The sequence below is a fragment of the Desulfosalsimonas sp. genome, from assembly GCF_055149105.1.
Map to the genome: position 1 here is coordinate 1 of NZ_JBSRLA010000046.1, position 18,873 is coordinate 18,873.

An 18,873-nucleotide genomic window follows, 5' to 3' on the forward strand; every position below is an offset into this window, starting at 1 on the left:
AGGATCAAACTCTCCACTTAAATCGTACGTATCTTATAAATACGGATAAGCGAAAATAAAAATTAACTTGGCCCGCTTATTGCCACTATTTAGTTTTCAAAGATCAAGAAGCCCTGCCGGTACAAACAGATCCGGGCAAAAGCATTCTTTCTATCTGCAAAACAAGGCGGTGTCAAGCCTTATTTTGTTTTTTTTTGGAAAGATCAATCAGGTAATCGCAAACTGTCGAGACCGTATGTTTTCGGTCAGAGGAGAGCAGATTCCATGTTCAAACTTATTTCCAATTATAATCTAAACTGCGGCCCAGTCAAGAGCAAATCTCAACTTTTTTGCGCCGTGCCTCGCAAGGGCTTTGCCCATGTGAAGAATTAAACTTTTAACCCAAGGTTCCGGATGTGTCAAGAAAAAAATCGTTCTTCCGGCAATCAGCCCTGAATCCTGATTTTGTGGTACTTCTTCTTGCCCGCCCGCAGCACAATCTCGTTGTCTTCAAGATCCTGTGCGCTGACCATGTAATCCTGCCGTTCAATGCGGCGGCCGTTAATATAAGCACCGCCCTGTTTGATCAGGCGGCGGGCGGCGCTGGCCGAATCGGCCAGCCCCACCTGCTGGTAGAGCTTAAAAGCGGGAATGCCCTGATCCAGATCTGTTTTTCCAAACACCGAACTTGGCACACCATCGTCATGATCCACAGGCTGCCTTGGAACATCGCTTGACGGCAAAAGGTTTTTGTCAATGCGCCGTGCGCCGAACATCTGTGATGCGGCCTGAAAGGCATTGACCGCTTCCTGACGGCCATGTGCCAGACAGGTGGCCTCGTAGGCCAGCACCGCCTTGGCATTGTTGATGTCGGCATCCCTGAGGTTCTCAACGGCCCGGATCTCTTCAGCCGGCAGGAAGGTAAAAAGAAACAAAAATTTGACCACATCCCGGTCGTCAGTATTGACCCAATACTGGTAATATTCATAGGGACTCGTCCGATCGGCATCCAGCCAGACAGCACCGTGGGCGGTTTTGCCCATCTTGGCGCCGCTGCTGGTTGTCACAAGGGGGAAGGTCAGCCCGTAGACTTCTGCCTGACGCATGCGCCGAATCAAGTCAATGCCGGCCACAATATTTCCCCATTGATCGCTTCCGCCCATCTGCAGCCGGCATCCGTGGCTGTCATAGAGCTTTAAAAAATCATAGGCCTGCAACAGCATGTAGTTGAACTCGATAAAATTCAGCCCTTCTTCAGACTCCAGGCGTACCCGGTAGCTTTCGGCCTTGATCATCCGGTTGACCGAAAAATGGCGGCCAATATCGCGTAAAAATTCAATGTATCTCAGGTCCACCAGCCAGTCGGCATTGTTTAGCAGTTCGGCATTGCCTTCGTCAAATGCGATAAACCGGGACAGCTGCCCCTTGATTGCATTCGCATTTTCCTGAACCATTTCCAGGGTCAGAAGTTGACGCATTTCGGTTTTTCCGCTCGGATCTCCCACAAGGCCGGTGCCTCCGCCAACCAGGGCAATGGGCCGATGGCCGGCGCGCTGCATATGCGAAAGGGCCATGATCGGCAGCAGATGACCCACATGCAGGCTCGATCCGGTGGGATCAAATCCGACATAACAGGTTACGGGCGCGTTTGTTTCCAGTTCCCGCCCCAATTGTTCGTCATGTGTGGTGGCTTCAACAAAGCCCCGCTCCTGGAGTGTCTCCAATACATTCATGGCAGTGACTCTTTTCAGGCTGATTTGGTTATGTGCTTCCCTGATCGCTGATTTTACTGCGAATCACGGGTGCCGGGACTATAGAAGCCCGCACCTGTACCGGCTCTGGCCTACTTGTTGGCGTATTCCACGGCCCGGGTCTCACGGATGACCGTTACCTTGATCTGGCCTGGAAAGGTAAGCTTTTCCTCGATTTTTTTAACAATGTCTTTTCCGAGAATAACGGCATCATCATCAGACATTTTGCCCCCATCCACGATGACCCGAAGTTCACGGCCGGCCTGAATCGCATAGGCATTGGCAACGCCTTTGGCCTCCTTGGCAATGCCCTCCAGGTCTTCGAGGCGCTTGATGTAATTTTCCAGCAATTCCTTGCGTGCACCCGGCCGGGCGCCGGAAAGGCTGTCTGCTGCCTGCACCAGAAGATCATACACGGATTCAGGGGTTACGTCCTCGTGATGGGCGGCAATGGCATGGACCACCTTGGGTGCCTCACCGTACTTCTTGGCCAGCCTTGCACCGATTTCGGCATGATTGCCATCCACCTCGTGATCAATGGCCTTGCCGATGTCATGGAGCAGACCCATACGCTTGGCCATTTTCACATTCAGGCCCAGTTCCGCTGCCATGGCCCCGCACAGAAAACCCACCTCTATGGAATGCTGAAGCACGTTTTGCGCGTAACTGGTGCGAAACTTCAACCGGCCCAGGTATTTTATCAGTTCATTGTTAATGCCGTGCACGCCCAGATCAAATGCGGCCTGGCTTCCGGCCTCCTTGATGGTCACTTCCACTTCCTGATCCACTTTCTTGACCACGTCCTCGATTCTTGCCGGATGAATCCGGCCGTCCTCGATCAGGCGCAAAAGAGACAGACGTGCAACTTCCCGGCGCACAGGATTAAATCCGGATAAAATCACAGCTTCCGGCGTATCGTCGATGATGAGATCAATTCCCGTGGCCGCTTCCAGGGCCCGGATATTTCGTCCTTCCCTGCCGATAATCCGGCCCTTCATTTCATCATCCGGGAGCTGCACCACGGAAACCGTGCGTTCGGCAACAAAATCTCCGGCATAGCGCTGGATTGCCGTGGCCATGATTTTTTTGGCTTCCTTGTCCGCATTTTCCTTGGCCTCGGCCACAATCCGCTTAATCATCTTGGCACTGTCGTGCCGGGCTTCATTTTCCATGGACTGCATAAGCAGTTCCTTGGCCTCCTCGGCGGTCATGCCGGAAATGGTTTCCAGCTGACGTTTCTGCTCATCTATGAGATCCTGATAGTGTTTTTCCCGCTTGGCAATACCGGACTCCCGTTCCTGGAGCTCGCGTTCAATGCGGGTGTTTTCTTTTGCCTGCTGTTCTAACTGCTCGTTTTTCTTGTCAAGATTTTCTTCCTTGGAAAGCAGGCGTTTTTCCTGTTTTTTAAGCTCATCGCGGGTTTCTGCGGTTTCTGCATCAAAATCGCTTTTCATCTTAAAAAGCCGATCCTTGGCCTCAAGCTGCGCCTCCTTGATCAAGGAATCAGACTTGCGCTCCGCAGCCTCAACGATCATTTTTGCCTTTTCTTCGGCATCGGCGATCTTCTGACCTGCAAGCCGGTGTCTGAGCAGTTGCGATGCGCCAAAGCCCAGCCCCGCGCCGGCAATGAACATTAAAATATAAATTCCATCCATTCTTGCCCCCTAAGCATAAGAACCAACGGAGGCCCTGAGATGTTGGCAAAGGGTCCCGGGGTATGTTTGTTTTGTGTCACAACACCATCTTCTCAGCTACTGGCTGAGGATCACAATCACTATTGGTGCTTCTGTAAATGGTGCGGTTGATTTGAGGTGGTCAACGGGAAAGAATGTCGTAATGCAGCTGGCGGAAAAGCAAAGCAGAGCAAAAGTTCCTGCACGAATTGAAAAAGCACTCACCGTAAAATTTGGCGGGAAAATAACCCCCGCCACGCCGTGTTGAAAGAGCCTTGAACCGGGCTCGTTGAGGTGGGCGCCTTATGACTTCTTCAGGCTTTTCCGTACATGCGGAACTTGCACACCAAAGCCAGGGAAGGCTCCCTTTTTCATAGGTGTTGGGTCAAGGGGCACTATTCAATCACGAACATAGCAGGGGATTATTTCATCTCCATGTTTCACGGTTCATTTTTTTGCTCTAATCAATAACATTGGCTTGACGCAATCATCCGGTCCATTGTCAGGGCACGGCTGGCCACAGACTGCAAAAGTTCGTCGTGATCCTGCTTCAGCTCCATGTGCTGTTTGACAACATTTAAAGCTGCGAGCACCACGATGGCAAGCTTATTGGTTTTTTGCGCATGCGCGGGAAATCGCGAAGCCACCTGGTTAACCTCGGCAACCAGATAGTCGGCCACTTCCCGTGCATCCATCGGACTGTCTTTATCAGCCCTGAATTTAAAATATTCGCCCAAAAGCTCTATTGTAATGATCTGTTCCAACGAAGGCATAATCACCCTGCCTGGCAACCGATTTTGTAAGCCCCTTTATTCTTCCGGGGACGGTATTTCGGCTGCATTGTTGAGCTTGGCCAGTAAATCGTCGATTCTGGATCGAATTTGCGTCTTTTGCCGTAAAAATTGATTCTCGGCTTCAGTCTTTTGATCCAATTCCGATTCCAGTTGCTGCACTTTGGCGTGCAAATCGGTATTGTTTCGTTGAAGCGCTTGACATTTCTCAATCAAGTGTTCCACTTTTTCCTGAAGCGTATCCAGCTGATGCATCACTTCATCAGTTTCCACTATCTCACCTCTTTACCTGGTATATAAGGTTGACAACAAAGAAAGTCAAGGCTTTTCATTGTGATGAAACCAGGGACTCGACGCTTTGGAGATCCTTGGGACTGTTGATGCCGATCACTTCGCGATTATCCCGGCAGATCATCAGCCCCACCTGCCTGCCGGAGTCAACGGCAATTTCCACAATATCGGTGAGATACATCTCAGATTGCGAATTGTTTGTATTGATCTGCATAAGCGCGGTTTCCAAAAAAGGTCGGTCGACGATATAAATTCCTGTATTTATTGTGGTGATCGTCTTTTCAGCCGCAGTTGCGTCAGACTCCTCCACAATGCATGCCACGTTACCATCCGCTTTTTGCTTTAGCCTTCCATAACCTGTCGGATTTTCTACCCTGGCGGCAAGCACTGTGATATCATGACCATTTCCGGTATGGCGGGCAACCAGCCGGGCCAGAGTCTCCCGGGAAATCAGGGGAACGTCCCCACAAAGGATCATAACATGCTCTGCATTTTTCGGCAAAGCCGGCATGGCACACAAAACCGCATGACCCGTGCCTTTCTGCTCTGCCTGAAGTGCAAAATCAACAGTTGTGTGGGAAAGCACTATAGATTTGACCTCATCGGCCTGGGTGCCGACCACCACCACTACATTTTCAACCACGCCCAAAGCCGCATCAACAACATGGAGAACCATCGGCCTGCCCGCTACCGTGTGGAGGACCTTGGCCTTTTCCGATTTCATCCGGGTTCCCTTGCCGGCTGCAAGGACAATGGCTGCAACCGCGGGATAAACATTGTGTTTATCTGAACCAGATACCATTTCTGAATCCTAAGCCTGTCAAACAAGGCAAAAAGGGCAAGCCATATCAATGGCATTGCCCTTTTTGCGTATTGTGATCCCCCGAGCAGAATCGGGGTTTATTGTAAAATACGGCGATACACGGCAGTCCGTGTACATCGGCGCCTTTTTCTAGTGGGTAGAGCCGCTGCCCTGCACAATGTTCATGCGCGTCAGGGCCCGCTGCATCGCCGCCCGGGCACGGGCAAAGTCCACATCTTCCTTGTCATCGGCAAGACGCTGCTGTGCGCGCTCATAGGCAGCCTTGGCGCGTTCATAATCGATGTTTTCCAGGCGCTCAGCGGATTCGGCCAGAATGGTGACTTTGTCAGGCAGTGCTTCGGCAAATCCGCCGCTTACAAACACGAGGTGCTCATCGCCCTTTTCATCCCGATAGCGCACCTTGCCCACCTGAAGCGAAGTCAGAAAAGGCGTATGGCCGGAAAGGACACCAAATTCGCCCAAAGTGCCGGGGGCCATAACGATCTGGCTCGATTCACTGACCACGTATTTTTCCGGGGTCACAATTTCGAGTTGAATATTTTCAGCCATGCACAGTTCCTTTTCTCACTGATTATGCAGAAGCCATGTTCTTGGCTTTTTCCACCGCTTCTTCGATCGTACCGACCATGTAAAAGGCCTGTTCCGGCAGATCATCGTGTTTGCCTTCGCAGATTTCCTGAAAGGCGCGGATGGTGTCTGCTATCTTGACAAATGCGCCTTTCAGGCCGGTAAAGGTTTCTGCCACGTGAAAAGGCTGTGACAGAAATCGCTGAATTTTACGCGCACGGGCAACAGTAACCTTGTCTTCGTCAGAAAGTTCTTCCATACCCAGAATGGCGATAATATCCTGCAAATCCTTATAACGCTGCAGGGTGGTCTGCACTTCACGGGCCACCCGGTAATGCTCCTCGCCGATAAAGTTGGAATCCAGAATTCGCGAGGTGGAATCCAGCGGATCCACTGCGGGATAAATCCCAAGCTCTGCAATCTGACGGGAAAGCACCACTGTACCGTCAAGATGGGCAAATGTGGTTGCAGGGGCCGGGTCCGTCAGGTCGTCGGCAGGCACATAAACGCACTGGACGGCTGTAATCGAGCCCTTGTCCGTTGAGGTAATGCGCTCCTGGAGTTCACCGAGTTCCACTGCCAGAGTCGGCTGGTACCCAACAGCCGAAGGCATGCGGCCGAGAAGCGAGGAAACTTCCTGGCCCGCCTGGGTAAAACGGAAAATATTGTCAATAAACAACAGCACATCCTGGCCTTCCTGGTCGCGGAAATACTCTGCGCTGGTAAGGGCGCTGAGCGCCACGCGCATACGTGCGCCGGGAGGTTCGGTCATCTGCCCGTAGACCAGTGCGGCTTTGGGCAAAACACCTGAATCCTTCATTTCATGGTAAAGGTCATTGCCCTCGCGGGTACGCTCCCCGACTCCGGCAAACACAGAAATACCACCATGGTGCATGGCGATATTGTTGACCATCTCCATCATGATAACGGTTTTTCCAACGCCGGCACCGCCAAACAGCCCCATTTTCCCGCCCCGGGGAAACGGCACCAGCAAGTCAATCACTTTGACACCGGTTTCCAGAACCTGCACGGACACGTCCTGCTCTGTCAGTGCAGGAGCCAGCCTGTGAATGGGAGACATGTTTTCGTTGCTTACCGGCCCCAGTCCGTCCACGGGCCGGCCCACAACATTGAGCACCCGGCCCAGGGCAGGTTCACCCACGGGAACCATAATGGGATTGCCGGTATCCTTAACCGGCATGCCGCGGACAAGTCCGTCAGTAATATCCATTGCAACGGTACGCACCACGTTGTCGCCCAGATGCTGGGCCACTTCAACAACAAGATTGTCTTCCTGATCATTAATCGACGGGTTCGTGATCAACAAGGCTGTCAGAATTTCCGGCAGCTTGCCCTGCTCGAACTCGACGTCAACCACAGGTCCCATAACCTGTGTTATCTTACCCATATTCTCTGCCATGAATCGACCTCCTATCCTATATACGCAGAATTGACGTTTTGGATTATCCCCGCAGGGCTTCGGCACCGCCGACGATATCCATCAGTTCCATTGTAATTGCTGCCTGCCGGGCCTTATTATATGCCAGGGTGAGGCTTTCAATCATATCATCACATGCCTTGGTGGCATTATCCATTGCCTTCATCCGGGATGCGTGTTCACTGGTGGATGTTTCCAGCAATGCATTGTATAGCTGAACATACACATTTCGCGGAAGCATCTCGTCAAGAAGGGCATCCGGGGAAGGTTCGCAGATATGCTCGGGCATGTAGCCCGTTTCCTCCTCAGCGACTTGTTTCTGGCTTTCCACGGTTTCGATCACCGGGATGGGAAGCAGCTGCTGGACCACCGGCGGCTGGCTGGCCATACTCATAAACCTGGCGTATACCAGGTGAACCTCGTCATATTCACTGTTTAAAAACGCATCAATGATTTTTTGCGCCGAGGTTGAGGCTGTGTTAAAGCCGAATTTACCGCCAACCACGTTGAGGTATTCATCAACGATGGACAATTTTTCCCTCCGGCACCAATCCCGTCCCTTTTTGCCAAAAGCGGTAAAGGAAACATCAGCACCGGCATTGACTTTTTCCTCCATGAAGGATTCTGCCTTTTCAAGCAGATTCGTGTTAAAGCCGCCGCAAAGCCCGCGGTCCGAGGTTAGCAGGACTATATGTACATTTTTAACTTCCTCGCGGGCAATGAGAAGCGGACTGACCTCATCACCGGCTTTTCCGGCGATATTGCCCAATACCTCGGCAAATTTTTCCGCATACGGATGGAAAGACTCCATGGCCGTCTGGGCACCGCGCAGTTTGGAAGCCGCGACCATGTTCATGGCCTTGGTAATCTGCTTGGTCTTTTTGACGCCGTTAATCTTGGATTTGACTTCTTTTAAGGATGCCATATATCGACTCGCCTTATTCGCTTGTTATCCAGTTGCGGTTAAAAACGGCCAAACACTTATTTGATCGTATCCTTGAACTCTTCGCCGTACTCGGCAAGTGCCTTTTGGAGCTGCTTATCGATATCGTCTGTGATTTCCCGCTTTTCAGAAATGCCGGAAAGAATGTCAGGATAACGGCTCTCAATAAACTGATAAAGACCAACCTCATACTTGGCCAGGGTATTGATGGGAAGCTTGTCAAGAAAACCCTTTGCACCGGCGTAAAGAACCAGTACCTGCTTTTCCAGGGGCAGGGGCTGATACTGGGGCTGCTTGAGGATCTCCACCAGGCGTTCGCCACGCAGCAGCTGCTTCTGGGTTGCCGCATCCAGATCGGAACCAAAAGCTGCAAATGACTCCAGTTCCCGATACTGTGCCAGATCCAGGCGCAGGGTCCCGGCCACCTGCTTCATGGCTTTTTCCTGGGCGGCACCACCAACCCGGGAAACAGAGAGTCCGACGTTGATGGCCGGACGAACACCGGCGAAAAACAAACCGGGTTCGAGATAAATCTGACCATCGGTAATGGAAATCACGTTAGTGGGAATATATGCGGAAACGTCGCCTGCCTGGGTTTCGATGATGGGCAGCGCAGTAAGCGAACCGGCACCGAGTTCGTCGTTTAACTTGGCGGCGCGCTCAAGCAGGCGCGAATGATTGTAGAAAATGTCTCCGGGATAGGCTTCGCGGCCCGGAGGACGACGCATCAGCAGGGAAACCTGACGATAGGCCGCAGCCTGCTTGGAAAGGTCATCATATATGATCAGGGCATGTTTGCCGTTGTCACGAAAATATTCACCGATGGCGCATCCGGCGTACGGAGAGACGTACTGCTGGGTTGCCGGGTCAGAAGCACAGGCGGAAATCACAGTGGTATATTCCATGGCGCCGTGTTTTTCCAGAGTCGCAACCACCTGGGCAACAGTAGAGCGTTTCTGACCCGTGGCAACATAGATGCAATAGACGTCCTGCCCTTTCTGGCTCAGGATCGCATCAATGGCCACGGCGGTTTTTCCGATCTGGCGGTCTCCGATAATCAGTTCCCGCTGGCCGCGGCCAACCGGAGTCATGGCGTCAATGGCCTTTAAACCGGTATAGAGCGGCTCATGCACACTTTTGCGGTCAATAACCCCGGGAGCCACCATCTCGATCCTTCGAGTTTCCTTGGTTTCCACGGGTCCCTTGCCGTCAACCGGCTCGCCGACAGCGGAAAGCACCCGGCCAAGGACGCCGTCGCCCACGGGCACCTCAGCAATCCGGCCGGTTCGCTTGACAATGTCGCCTTCCTTGATATCGGTGGTCTCACCCATAACGGCGACACCCACATTATCTTCCTCAAGGTTCATGGCCAGCCCGAGCACCCCATTGGGAAATTCCACAAGCTCCAGAGCCTGGACCTTGTCAAGGCCATATACGCGGGCGATGCCGTCACCAACCGACAAGATGATTCCGGTTTCGGAAAGCTCTACCTTCTTGTCGAACTCCTGGATTTGATCCTTAATAATCTGGCTGATTTCTTCGGCTTTTATTTCCATTAGACACTCTCACCCCTTTTTAAAGATTCACGCATATTTTTCAGTTGTGTCCGAATGCTGCCATCCAGCACAAGATCCCCAATCTTTGTCACCACCCCGCCAATGAGTTCGGGGTCCTGTTTGGCCTCAACCACCACTTCCTTGCCGGTCAACCTGGACAGGGACTGGCGGATTTGTTCAAAAGAATCAGAGGAAAGTTCAGTGGCCGAAGTGAGTTCGGCGCGCACAACACCTTTTAATTCGTCTGCAAGCCTTTGGTAATGATCATTGATGTCCTGGATGTAACCGAATCGCTTTTTCTTAAACAAAAGGATTACAAAGGATTTCATGACGGCAGAAATGTCCAGTTCTGCGACCACAGCGTCTAAAACCCGCTTCCGGTTTTCCGTACTGTGGAGAGGATTGCTTACAGTTGCCGCAAATTCCGGCTGTGCATTCAGCAGTTCCACAAACGACTGAAGTTCCTCACGGTATTTCTCCGCCTGTCCGTCCTGCCTGCCGATCAATATCAAGGCCTTGGCGTAACGTCTTGCGATTGCTGAGCTTCTCACTTTGTCACCACCTTAGTTAGATATTCTTGCACAAGTTTCTCCTGGTCCTCAGGGGTTGTCTCCCGTTTGAGCTTTTCCTCGGCTTTTTCAATCGCTTTCTCAAACACCTCTGTTTCGAGTTTCAGCTTGGCCTGAGCAAATTCCATTTCAATATTGCGCCGGGCCTGCGCCTCGAGCTTGCCGGCAGCTGACTGGGCTTCCTGGAGGATTTTTTCCTTCAAGTTTTCACCCTGCTGGCGGTACTGGTCAATGATCTGTTCGGCTTCCTGACTAAGGGCGGAAAGGCGATCGTTGTATTCGGCGAGTTTTTTTTCGGTTTCCTGCTTCTGCGCTTCAAGATCATCGAGCTGCTCCTTGATCAGCCGGATTCGATCACCAAGAAACTGTTTGAGAGGCTTTTTTAAAACAAAAAACAGGATCAGAACCAAAGCAATAAAATTCATCACCCGGTAGGTGTCGGTGGCAACCCAGCCGGGACCGCCGTGGTCCCCGTTGCCCCCGCTTGCGGCAAAAACAATGCCGGCGGTCGCCAGCATGAACAAACCAGTACAAAAGAGGGCGGTACGTACGTTAAGTCGTTTCACTTTCTCCGGTATCATCAAAGGGCCCTCCCCAGTATCTTTTCGCTGATTTGGTCTGCAAATTGGTCAACCTGCGGCTGGAGTGATTTTCGAACGGATTCAACCTCCCGGCCAACACGTTCCCGGATTTCAGCCATATCGGAACGCGCCTTTTCATTGATCTGTTCCATCATCTGGCGTTCCTGCTCACGAGCATGCTCTTCAAGTTCTTCCTTTTCCTTCTGCCCTTTTTCCCGTGCCTGCTTGATGCCATCCTGAATAGCCTGTTCCTTTTCGGAAAGGTCCTTTTCGTAAGTGGCAATACCCTGCTCCAGACCCTCGACTTTTTCCCGGCGCTGGGCAAGGATGCCCCGGATCGGACGATAAAGGACAAAATTCAACGCCCAGATCAGCACCACAAAATTTACCATCTGGATGAATAGCGATCCATCAACATTGATCATAGGATAAACCTCCGCATAAAGAACTTGTCACTTCCGCAAAAAAAACTGTCACCCGGTATCTGTTCATTACCATAAAATCATTGCTTGAAGCAACAGCTCATACCATACGCATTCGCAATTTGTCAAATAATTTTGATTTTTTTTTTGTATTTGCCCTTCCCTAAGAGGTAGCAAAACGCCGCATGCTGATGTTCATCAGCAGCCCCAGAGACAACATCACCGTGACCAGCGAGGATCCCCCGTAACTGATCAGCGGCAGCGGCATTCCCACCACTGGCATCAGGCCCATGACCATCCCGATATTGATAATGCTCTGCCAGAAAATCATTGCAGTAATACCCACAGCCAGGATGGTACCAAAAGCATCCCTGCAGGCATCGGCAATGTTGAAACCAAAGGCAATTAAGAGCAAGACAAGTGTCAGCAGGCCAATGGAGCCGATAAACCCGAATTCTTCGGCCAGAACGGAAAATATAAAATCCGTGTGCTGTTCAGGCAGAAACGAAAATATGTTCTGGGTGCCCTGCATGTAGCCTTTGCCCGAAAGCATGCCCGATCCAACCGCAATTTTGGACTGCAGGATGTGATATCCTGCCCCCAGGGCGTCGCTTTCCGGAAAAAACAGCATCATAATACGCATCCGCTGGTAATCCTCCAGCAAATACCAGCCCATGGGCAGAACACCGAATCCCAGAACCATCAAAAAAATCAGCGTTTTTCGCTCGATTTTCACAAAAAGGGTCATGGTCAGCGCGACCAGACCAATGAGGCCTGCGGTTCCCAGATCGGGCTGGGATGCGATCAGCAAAAAAGGTGCGGCTCCAATCAACAGCGGCGGCATGAGCGCACGCAAACCAAGGCCCTGGGGCCTTACGTTTCTGGCATAATAGCGGGCAAGCATTAAAATGACAGCCAGTTTGGCCGGCTCCGAGGGCTGCAGCACAAATATCCCCAAATCCAGCCACCGGGTGGAGCCGCCGATGGTTTTGCCAATTATCGGCACCAGCGCCAAAAGGATCAGTATGCCGGCATAAATCCAGGGGGAGACACTGTAGAGCCGTTTATAAGAAAACAGAAAACTGGTCGCCATCACCACCAGCCCGACGCAAAGCCAGAAAATCTGCCTTAACCACAGCCCGCCCACGGAACCACTGTCTCCCGCATTGACCGCGCTCTGGATCAAAAACACGCCCGTGCCCGCAAGCACCAGGGTCAGTGCCAGCAGCCACCAGTCAAAATATTGCACAAGCCGGCGATCAAACATGAAAGCCTTTCCGGACGTGTTTGCCATTGGTTGTTTTTTGATTTATAATCAAGGTATTTTTAAGCCAATCCAAAAATCATTGCAAGGATTTTGAATCAGGTTCCATCAATAAGGAGGCAAGATGACAAGCAAAGTTTATTTCATGGACTTCCGCGCCACTTACAAGGACAGCGGCGTGACCAAACTGCAGCGATTAATGGATGCCGCAGGCATTGACAAGTGTGTCAGCCACCGGGATCTGGCCGCCCTGAAACTTCATTTCGGCGAACTGGGAAACACCGCCTTTATCCGGCCCGTATACATCGGCCATATCGTGGACCGGGTAAAACAAGCCGGCGGCACCCCGTTTCTCACGGACGCCAACACCCTGTATGCCGGAAGCCGCGGAGATGCGCCCAATCACCTGATGACTGCCACGGCAAATGGTTTTGCCTATTCCGTGGTCAAAGCCCCCTTAGTGATTGCCGACGGCCTGCGCGGCCGCACCGAAACCGCTGTTCGAATTGACAAAAACCGGTTCAAAGACGTCTATATCGGCACCGAAATTGTCAATGCCGATTGTCTGATCTCCATTGCCCATTTCAAGGGTCACGAACTTTCCGGCTTTGGCGGGGCCATCAAGAACGTCGGGATGGGATCGGCCTCCCGCAGGGGAAAAATGGAGCAGCATTCCGGCCTGGCCCCCAAGGTCAAGCAGAAAAAATGCATCGGCTGCGGCGATTGCGCGGAGCACTGCGCCTCCGAAGCCATTGACATGGTCGACGAAAAAGCGCAAATCAATCCGGAGCGCTGCGTTGGGTGCGGCGAATGCATCCTGATCTGCGAAAACGGGGCAATCCAGATCCAGTGGTCACAGTCCGGCGAAGACTTTCTCGAACGAATGGTGGAATACACCCTGGGCGTACTGAAGAACAAAACCGGAAAAGCCTTTTACATCAATTTCATCAACCATGTATCACCGGCCTGTGACTGCGTCCCCTACAACGACGCCCCCATTGTCAGAGATATCGGCATCGTGGCCTCCACCGATCCGGTTGCCATCGACCAGGCCAGCGTGGATCTGGTCAACCGGGAACCGGCCCTGCCCGGCTCCTGTCTGTCCACCCACACTGATGCCGGAGCGGACAAGTTCAGGGGGGTCTACCCGGATGTGGACTGGACCCGCCAGCTTTCCTATGCCGAGGAACTCGGACTGGGCAGCCGGCAGTATGAACTGGTGCCCATTTAAGCCTTATCCCCTGCCACCTGCACAAATGCCGAGGCCGGGAAAAAGCAGTAGGGACACTGTTCCGGCGGTTGCTGTCCGTAATGGACATGGCCGCACATCCGGCAGCGCCAGGCATTGGTTTCGGGCCGGCCCTCGATGCCCACATCATCCGGGTGCCGGTCCCGGTGCAGGGGGAGATTGTCAAGGGGGGGCATGACCGGTTCATAAGTATTTAAGGCATGACCGGCTACAATCATCCGCTGAATTTCGCTGGTGCCCTCGTAAATTGGATAAACCCGGACGTCGCGCAGCAGTTTCTCCACCGGAAAAAACCGGGTATAGCCGTATCCGCCAAAAACCTGCAGGGCCTCGCTGGCCACCTGCACGGCCGATTCTGTGGCGTAAAATTTGGCAACAGATGCCGAAATGGTGGGGTCCATGCCGTTGTCGGCCTCCCAGGCGGCCTTTAGCACCAGCAGGCGCGAAGCCTCGATCTTTTGATACATTTCAGCGATTTTAAACTGGATGGCCTGGAAATTGGCAAGCTTGGATCCGAATGCCCGGCGCTTTTTGGCGTAATCAATTGCAAACTCCATGGCGGAACGGGCTGCACCCACGGCAAAACTGCCGATCGACGGCCGGGTGTGGGAAAAAGTGCGCATGGCCAGGCCAAAACCCTCGCCCGGGGGGGCAAGCATATTCTCTTTGGGTACGCGCACATTGTTGAAATGCACCGCGGCCGTGTTGGAGTTGCGCTGGCCCAGTTTGGGGATGGCCAATCCCGTTTGCACGCCCTCAAACTGCTTTTCCACGATGAAAGCACAGATGCCCTCATGTTTCTTTTCCGGATCCACTGTGGCAAAAATGGTGAAATAATCGGCAATTCCTCCGTTTGTCACCCAGTATTTGGTGCCGTTTAAGATATAGTCATCCCCATCTTCTTTGGCCAGGCATCGGATGCCGGATACATCCGATCCCATGGTGGGCTCGGATGTGGCAAAGCTGATCAGGTTAAAGGATTTAATGAATTCGGGCAGGTATTTTTTCTTTGCCGCCTCATTTCCGCAGAGTATCAGGGGCTCCAGACCCAGGGAGTTATCAAACAGGGAAGTTGCAATACCCGGGCATGCCGCGGCGATTTCCTCGGTGACCAGACACCCCTCCACCATTCCCTGGCCGCTGCCGCCATAGGCTTCGGGAATACCCCCCGTTGAAACGCCTTCATCAAAAGCCGCCCTGAGGATCTCAACCGGGGTTTCATCTCTTTGATCATAATAGGCGGCAATGGGCAGAACCCGGTTTAAGGCAAATTCGCGCGCCTTCTGCTGCACCTGCTGCTGCTGCTGTGACAGCTGAAAATTCAACATCTCCCCTCCTTTTGATGTCCTGTATCAATTCTGCTGTTTCTGCGCTTTCTGAATTTTCGCCCAGGTATCACGCAGGGTCACGATGCGGTTGAAAACCGGTTGTCCCGGTGCGGAATCTTTGGAGTCCACGGAAAAATATCCCAGCCGTTCAAACTGGTATCTTTGCCCGGCCGCCGCCTTGGCCAGACCCGGTTCAAGCATGCACCCGGTGAGTGTTTCGAGTGAATCCGGGTTGATCACTTCAAGAAAATCGGGCTGTTCGGCGGGATTTTCCACAGTAAACAAGTGATCATAAAGCCGGACCGTGGCCTGCTGGGCATGAGCAGCGGAAACCCAGTGAAGGGTCGCCTTGACCTTTCGCCCGTCCGGGGCGTCGCCTCCCCTGGTCTCCGGGTCATAGGTACAGCGCAGTTCAGCGATTTCACCGTTTTTATCCCGTACAACCTGCTCGCATCGGATAAAATAGGCATACCTGAGCCGGACCTCCCGGCCCGGAGCAAGGCGGAAAAACTTTTTGGGCGGATCTTCCATGAAGTCACCACGCTCGATGTATAACACCCGGGAAAACGGAATATGCCTGTTTCCCATGGATTCATCCTCGGGATTGTTGACCGCGGGCAACATTTCAGATTGGTCTTCGGGATAATTTTCAATGACCACCCGCAGGGGACGCAGCACGCCCATGACCCGCATGGCCGTCTTGTTGAGCTCCTGGCGTACGCAATGTTCCAGCAGGGCCAAATCCACCATGCTGTCGCGCCGGGCCACGCCGATACGGTCACAAAAATCCCGGATGGCCCCGGGACTATAGCCCCGCCGCCGCAACCCGGAAATGGTGGGCATACGCGGATCATCCCATCCGTCAACATATTTTCGCCGCACCAGTTCAATGAGCTTGCGCTTGGAAAGCACCGTGTGCGAAAGATTGAGCCTGGCAAACTCGATCTGCTGGGGGTGGTAGGCATGGAGCCGATCCAGGATCCAGTCATATAATTCCCGGTTGTTTTCAAACTCCAGGGTGCAGATGGAATGGGTAATGCCCTCGATGGAATCTGACAGGCAATGGGCGAAGTCATACATGGGATAGATGCACCAGTTCTCGCCGGTCCGGTGATGGCTTTTTTTCCGGATCCGGTATAAGGTGGGATCGCGCATGATAATGTTGGGTGCGGCCATGTCGATTTTCGCGCGCAGGACGCACTCGCCTTCGGCAAATTCACCCCTGCGCATTTTTTCAAAAAGTTCCAGGTTTTCTTCCACTGAACGATCCCGATAGGGGCTAGGCCGGCCGGGCTCGCTTAAAGTTCCCCGGTATTGCCGGATCTGATCCGAACTCAGGCTATCAACATATGCATCCCCGTTTTTGACGAGCGCAACGGCAAACTCCCAGAGCTGTTGGAAATAATCCGAAGTATAATACTCGCGCTCCTGCCAGTCAAACCCCAGCCACCGCACATCCTCCTTGATGGATTCAACGTATTCCATCTCCTCTTTCATGGGATTGGTATCGTCAAACCGCAGATGACAGCGTCCCTGGTATTGAAGGGCCAAACCGAAATTCAGGCAGATGGACTTGGCATGGCCGATGTGCAGATACCCGTTGGGCTCCGGCGGAAATCGGGTCACAACCCGGCCGTCATATTTTCCGCTTTCCAGGTCGGCTTCGATGATATGTTTGATAAAATGCGAACCCGGCTGTTTCCGGGTTTCAGACGTTTTTTGTGCGTCGTGATTTTGACTCATGATTTACTCCGAATCCGGATTCGGCGCAGAATCCTCTGCTTCCGGATCATCCTGGGAGGTTAAATAAGACAGTACCATTTCTTTTGCAAGCGGGCCGGCACCGCTGGAGCCGTGCTCCCCGTGCTCGATGAAAACGCATACCGCAATCTCCGGGCGATCCGAGGGGGCATATCCCACAAACCAGGCATGCGGCAGGTATTGATCACCCTGATCCGTCTCCTCCTGCCCGGCCCTGCGGCTGATCACCTGGGCTGTGCCGGTTTTGCCGCTGATGGCCACCTCTTTTGAGCGAACGTACCAATATGCCGTGCCCCTGCGGTGATGGACAACATCATAGAGGCCTTCCCGGATGATTTCAAGGGTTTCCTGGCTTGCCGGAAGAGGGGCCGGCTTTCCGGTCTGCATTTTTTCCTCGATTCGGCCCTGCACGGATTCAACCCGGCGCATGATCCGCGGCTTGTAAAGATTTCCACCATTGGCCACCGCAGCTGTAAGCATGGCCATCTGCAAGGGGGTCGCCAGGTTGTAGCCCTGACCGATGGCAATGGACAAATTCTCCCCGGCCTGCCAGGGAATGCCGATTTTGCGCTGTTTCCATTCCGAGGTGGGCACCAGGCCTTCTGCCTCATGGGCCAGGGGGATACCGGTTTTCTGACCCAGGCCGCTTGCTTTTGCATATTCGGCGATCCGATCCACACCGAGCTGTTTGCCGGCCTGATAGAAAAATACGTCACAGGACTGGGCAATGGCTTCATTGATGTCCATTGATCCGTGTCCCTGCCGCTTCCAGCACCTGTAAGTCCGGTTGCCGAACCGCAGCCCGCCGGGGCAGTAAACCGTTGTTTGTTCATCCATGACATCCTCTTCCAGAGCTGCCATGGCAGTGATGATTTTATATGTGGAAGCCGGTGGATATTCGCCCTGAATCGCCTTGTTGTGCAGGGGGCGTTTGGGATCATTGACCAGGGCCCGCCATTGCTTTTTGTTCATTCCACTGACAAAGTCCTCCTGCTGAAACACCGGCCTGCTGGCCATGGCCAGTACCTCCCCGGTTTGCGGATCCACGGCCACAATGGAACCCGATTTTCCCTCAAGCAACGCTTCTGCTTTCTGCTGGAGGGCAAAATCAATGGTCAGATACAGATTATGCCCTGCTTCAGCCGGCTCCTTTCCCAGAACGCGCACCACCTGTCCCACGGCATTTACCTGAACGATTTTTCTGCCCGGAATACCGCTTAGCTGGTCTTCAAATGTCTTCTCCACGCCTGCGCGGCCCACCATATCCCCGCCCCGTTTGTGGGGATAGAGTCCGTTTTTCAATTCGTCCCTGCTGACCTCGCCCAGATACCCGATCAGATGAGCGGCCAGGGGATCGTAAATATAATTGCGCCTGGCACTGGTGGCAATTGTGATGCCGGGCAGCTCATAGCTGCGGGAAAGCAGCACTGCCATCAACTGCCGGCTGATATCGCCTTTGAGCAACACTGATGCATAACCGTAGGCGCCCTGGTTTTCGCACACTGTTGCTTTAATCTCTTCGGCCGTCATATCGATAAATTGCGAAAGGCGACTTGCGGTTTGGTCCAGGGGTTTGGCGTCATTGGGGATAATGCGCAGCTCAAAGGACGGTCGATTATCCACGAGCAAATGGCCGTTTCTGTCGTAAATCAAACCCCTCAGGGGTTCAATGCGCTGCTGGCGCAGAGTATTGTTGGCAGACAACGCCCGGTAATGTTCGCCCTTCAGGATCTGAAGATAAAAAAGCCGGAGTGCCAGCAGGGCAAACACGGCGAGCACAAAAAGCATCACCAAAAGAATCCGGCCCTTGAACCATTCATTATCGATTTTTGGCAAAAAAGGAATGGACATTGCGTTTTCTTAATCTGCCCTGTGACAAAATCAGGG

The 18,873-nt window shown here is 52.9% G+C and carries 17 protein-coding genes and 1 other RNA gene; 1 reads left to right on the forward strand and 17 read right to left on the reverse strand.

Annotated features, from left to right (window positions below):
* Positions 1-425: 425 nt before the first annotated feature.
* The 14 genes from tyrS to rodA all read right to left on the reverse strand — a co-directional run bounded on the left by tyrS (position 426) and on the right by rodA (position 12,651).
* Positions 426-1,712, reverse strand: coding sequence for a tyrosine--tRNA ligase (gene tyrS / locus ACTCIA_RS11565; RefSeq protein ID WP_463001978.1), 1,287 nt, complete (start codon positions 1,710-1,712; stop codon positions 426-428).
* Positions 1,713-1,822: 110 nt separating this feature from the next.
* On the reverse strand, positions 1,823-3,385 hold the full coding sequence (rny, locus tag ACTCIA_RS11570; RefSeq protein ID WP_463001979.1) for a ribonuclease Y: 1,563 nt from the start codon (positions 3,383-3,385) through the stop codon (positions 1,823-1,825).
* Positions 3,386-3,647: 262 nt separating this feature from the next.
* A non-coding RNA gene (ssrS, locus tag ACTCIA_RS11575) (6S RNA) lies at positions 3,648-3,827 on the reverse strand.
* Positions 3,828-3,867: 40 nt separating this feature from the next.
* Entirely contained in the window at positions 3,868-4,176 is a 309-nt protein-coding gene (locus ACTCIA_RS11580) for a cell division protein ZapA (RefSeq protein WP_463001980.1), read from the reverse strand.
* Positions 4,177-4,212: 36 nt separating this feature from the next.
* A complete protein-coding gene (locus tag ACTCIA_RS11585) occupies positions 4,213-4,467 on the reverse strand; it encodes a cell division protein ZapB (RefSeq protein ID WP_463001981.1) in 255 nt (84 codons plus the stop codon).
* A gap of 55 nt (positions 4,468-4,522) precedes the next feature.
* Positions 4,523-5,287 carry an NTP transferase domain-containing protein gene (locus tag ACTCIA_RS11590; protein ID WP_463001982.1) on the reverse strand — a complete coding sequence of 255 codons (765 nt, stop codon included), beginning with the start codon at positions 5,285-5,287 and terminating at the stop codon, positions 4,523-4,525.
* 150 nt (positions 5,288-5,437) lie between these two features.
* Positions 5,438-5,857 carry a F0F1 ATP synthase subunit epsilon gene (locus tag ACTCIA_RS11595; protein WP_463001983.1) on the reverse strand — a complete coding sequence of 140 codons (420 nt, stop codon included), beginning with the start codon at positions 5,855-5,857 and terminating at the stop codon, positions 5,438-5,440.
* A gap of 22 nt (positions 5,858-5,879) precedes the next feature.
* Positions 5,880-7,295 (reverse strand): F0F1 ATP synthase subunit beta, encoded by a 1,416-nt coding sequence (gene atpD, locus ACTCIA_RS11600; protein WP_463001984.1) that lies wholly within the window; start codon positions 7,293-7,295, stop codon positions 5,880-5,882.
* Positions 7,296-7,338: 43 nt separating this feature from the next.
* Positions 7,339-8,238 (reverse strand): ATP synthase F1 subunit gamma, encoded by a 900-nt coding sequence (gene atpG, locus ACTCIA_RS11605; protein ID WP_463001985.1) that lies wholly within the window; start codon positions 8,236-8,238, stop codon positions 7,339-7,341.
* Between the two features lie 56 nt (positions 8,239-8,294).
* A complete protein-coding gene (gene atpA, locus ACTCIA_RS11610; protein ID WP_463001986.1) occupies positions 8,295-9,812 on the reverse strand; it encodes a F0F1 ATP synthase subunit alpha in 1,518 nt (505 codons plus the stop codon).
* Positions 9,812-10,363 (reverse strand): ATP synthase F1 subunit delta, encoded by a 552-nt coding sequence (gene atpH, locus ACTCIA_RS11615; RefSeq protein WP_463001987.1) that lies wholly within the window; start codon positions 10,361-10,363, stop codon positions 9,812-9,814. The genes atpA and atpH overlap by 1 nt, the downstream gene beginning before the upstream one ends.
* On the reverse strand, positions 10,360-10,899 hold the full coding sequence (locus tag ACTCIA_RS11620; protein ID WP_463001988.1) for a F0F1 ATP synthase subunit B family protein: 540 nt from the start codon (positions 10,897-10,899) through the stop codon (positions 10,360-10,362). Before ACTCIA_RS11620 ends, atpH begins: the two co-directional genes overlap by 4 nt.
* Positions 10,900-10,961: 62 nt before the next feature.
* A complete protein-coding gene (locus ACTCIA_RS11625) occupies positions 10,962-11,387 on the reverse strand; it encodes an ATP synthase F0 subunit B (protein ID WP_463001989.1) in 426 nt (141 codons plus the stop codon).
* A 160-nt stretch (positions 11,388-11,547) separates the two neighbouring features.
* A complete protein-coding gene (gene rodA / locus ACTCIA_RS11630) occupies positions 11,548-12,651 on the reverse strand; it encodes a rod shape-determining protein RodA (RefSeq protein WP_463001990.1) in 1,104 nt (367 codons plus the stop codon).
* 121 nt (positions 12,652-12,772) lie between these two features.
* On the opposite strand from rodA, the gene ACTCIA_RS11635 reads away from it, so the two are divergent.
* Positions 12,773-13,879, forward strand: a complete 1,107-nt coding sequence (locus tag ACTCIA_RS11635) for a DUF362 domain-containing protein (RefSeq protein ID WP_463001991.1) — start codon at positions 12,773-12,775, stop codon at positions 13,877-13,879.
* On the opposite strand, the gene ACTCIA_RS11640 is transcribed toward ACTCIA_RS11635, so the two are convergent.
* Genes ACTCIA_RS11640 through mrdA form a run of 3 tightly spaced genes read right to left on the reverse strand, consistent with a single transcriptional unit; the run spans position 13,876 to position 18,837 of the window.
* Positions 13,876-15,225: an acyl-CoA dehydrogenase family protein gene (locus ACTCIA_RS11640; protein WP_463001992.1), complete on the reverse strand. Its 1,350-nt coding sequence runs from the start codon at positions 15,223-15,225 to the stop codon at positions 13,876-13,878. The genes ACTCIA_RS11635 and ACTCIA_RS11640 overlap by 4 nt on opposite strands.
* Before the next feature lie 24 nt (positions 15,226-15,249).
* Positions 15,250-16,968 carry a glutamine--tRNA ligase/YqeY domain fusion protein gene (locus ACTCIA_RS11645; RefSeq protein ID WP_463001993.1) on the reverse strand — a complete coding sequence of 573 codons (1,719 nt, stop codon included), beginning with the start codon at positions 16,966-16,968 and terminating at the stop codon, positions 15,250-15,252.
* Between the two features lie 3 nt (positions 16,969-16,971).
* Positions 16,972-18,837, reverse strand: coding sequence for a penicillin-binding protein 2 (gene mrdA / locus ACTCIA_RS11650; RefSeq protein ID WP_463001994.1), 1,866 nt, complete (start codon positions 18,835-18,837; stop codon positions 16,972-16,974).
* Positions 18,838-18,873: the final 36 nt, after the last annotated feature.

Coding starts and splice junctions, on each gene's coding strand:
- tyrS (WP_463001978.1), bottom strand. CDS start 1,712: ATGAATGTATTGGAGACACTCCAGGAGCGGGGCTTTGTTGAAGCCACC.
- rny (WP_463001979.1), bottom strand. CDS start 3,385: ATGGATGGAATTTATATTTTAATGTTCATTGCCGGCGCGGGGCTGGGC.
- ACTCIA_RS11580 (WP_463001980.1), bottom strand. CDS start 4,176: ATGCCTTCGTTGGAACAGATCATTACAATAGAGCTTTTGGGCGAATAT.
- ACTCIA_RS11590 (WP_463001982.1), bottom strand. CDS start 5,287: ATGGTATCTGGTTCAGATAAACACAATGTTTATCCCGCGGTTGCAGCC.
- ACTCIA_RS11595 (WP_463001983.1), bottom strand. CDS start 5,857: ATGGCTGAAAATATTCAACTCGAAATTGTGACCCCGGAAAAATACGTG.
- atpD (WP_463001984.1), bottom strand. CDS start 7,295: ATGGCAGAGAATATGGGTAAGATAACACAGGTTATGGGACCTGTGGTT.
- atpG (WP_463001985.1), bottom strand. CDS start 8,238: ATGGCATCCTTAAAAGAAGTCAAATCCAAGATTAACGGCGTCAAAAAG.
- atpA (WP_463001986.1), bottom strand. CDS start 9,812: ATGGAAATAAAAGCCGAAGAAATCAGCCAGATTATTAAGGATCAAATC.
- ACTCIA_RS11620 (WP_463001988.1), bottom strand. CDS start 10,899: ATGCTGGCGACCGCCGGCATTGTTTTTGCCGCAAGCGGGGGCAACGGG.
- ACTCIA_RS11625 (WP_463001989.1), bottom strand. CDS start 11,387: ATGATCAATGTTGATGGATCGCTATTCATCCAGATGGTAAATTTTGTG.
- rodA (WP_463001990.1), bottom strand. CDS start 12,651: ATGTTTGATCGCCGGCTTGTGCAATATTTTGACTGGTGGCTGCTGGCA.
- ACTCIA_RS11635 (WP_463001991.1), top strand. CDS start 12,773: ATGACAAGCAAAGTTTATTTCATGGACTTCCGCGCCACTTACAAGGAC.
- ACTCIA_RS11640 (WP_463001992.1), bottom strand. CDS start 15,225: ATGTTGAATTTTCAGCTGTCACAGCAGCAGCAGCAGGTGCAGCAGAAG.
- ACTCIA_RS11645 (WP_463001993.1), bottom strand. CDS start 16,968: ATGAGTCAAAATCACGACGCACAAAAAACGTCTGAAACCCGGAAACAG.
- mrdA (WP_463001994.1), bottom strand. CDS start 18,837: ATGTCCATTCCTTTTTTGCCAAAAATCGATAATGAATGGTTCAAGGGC.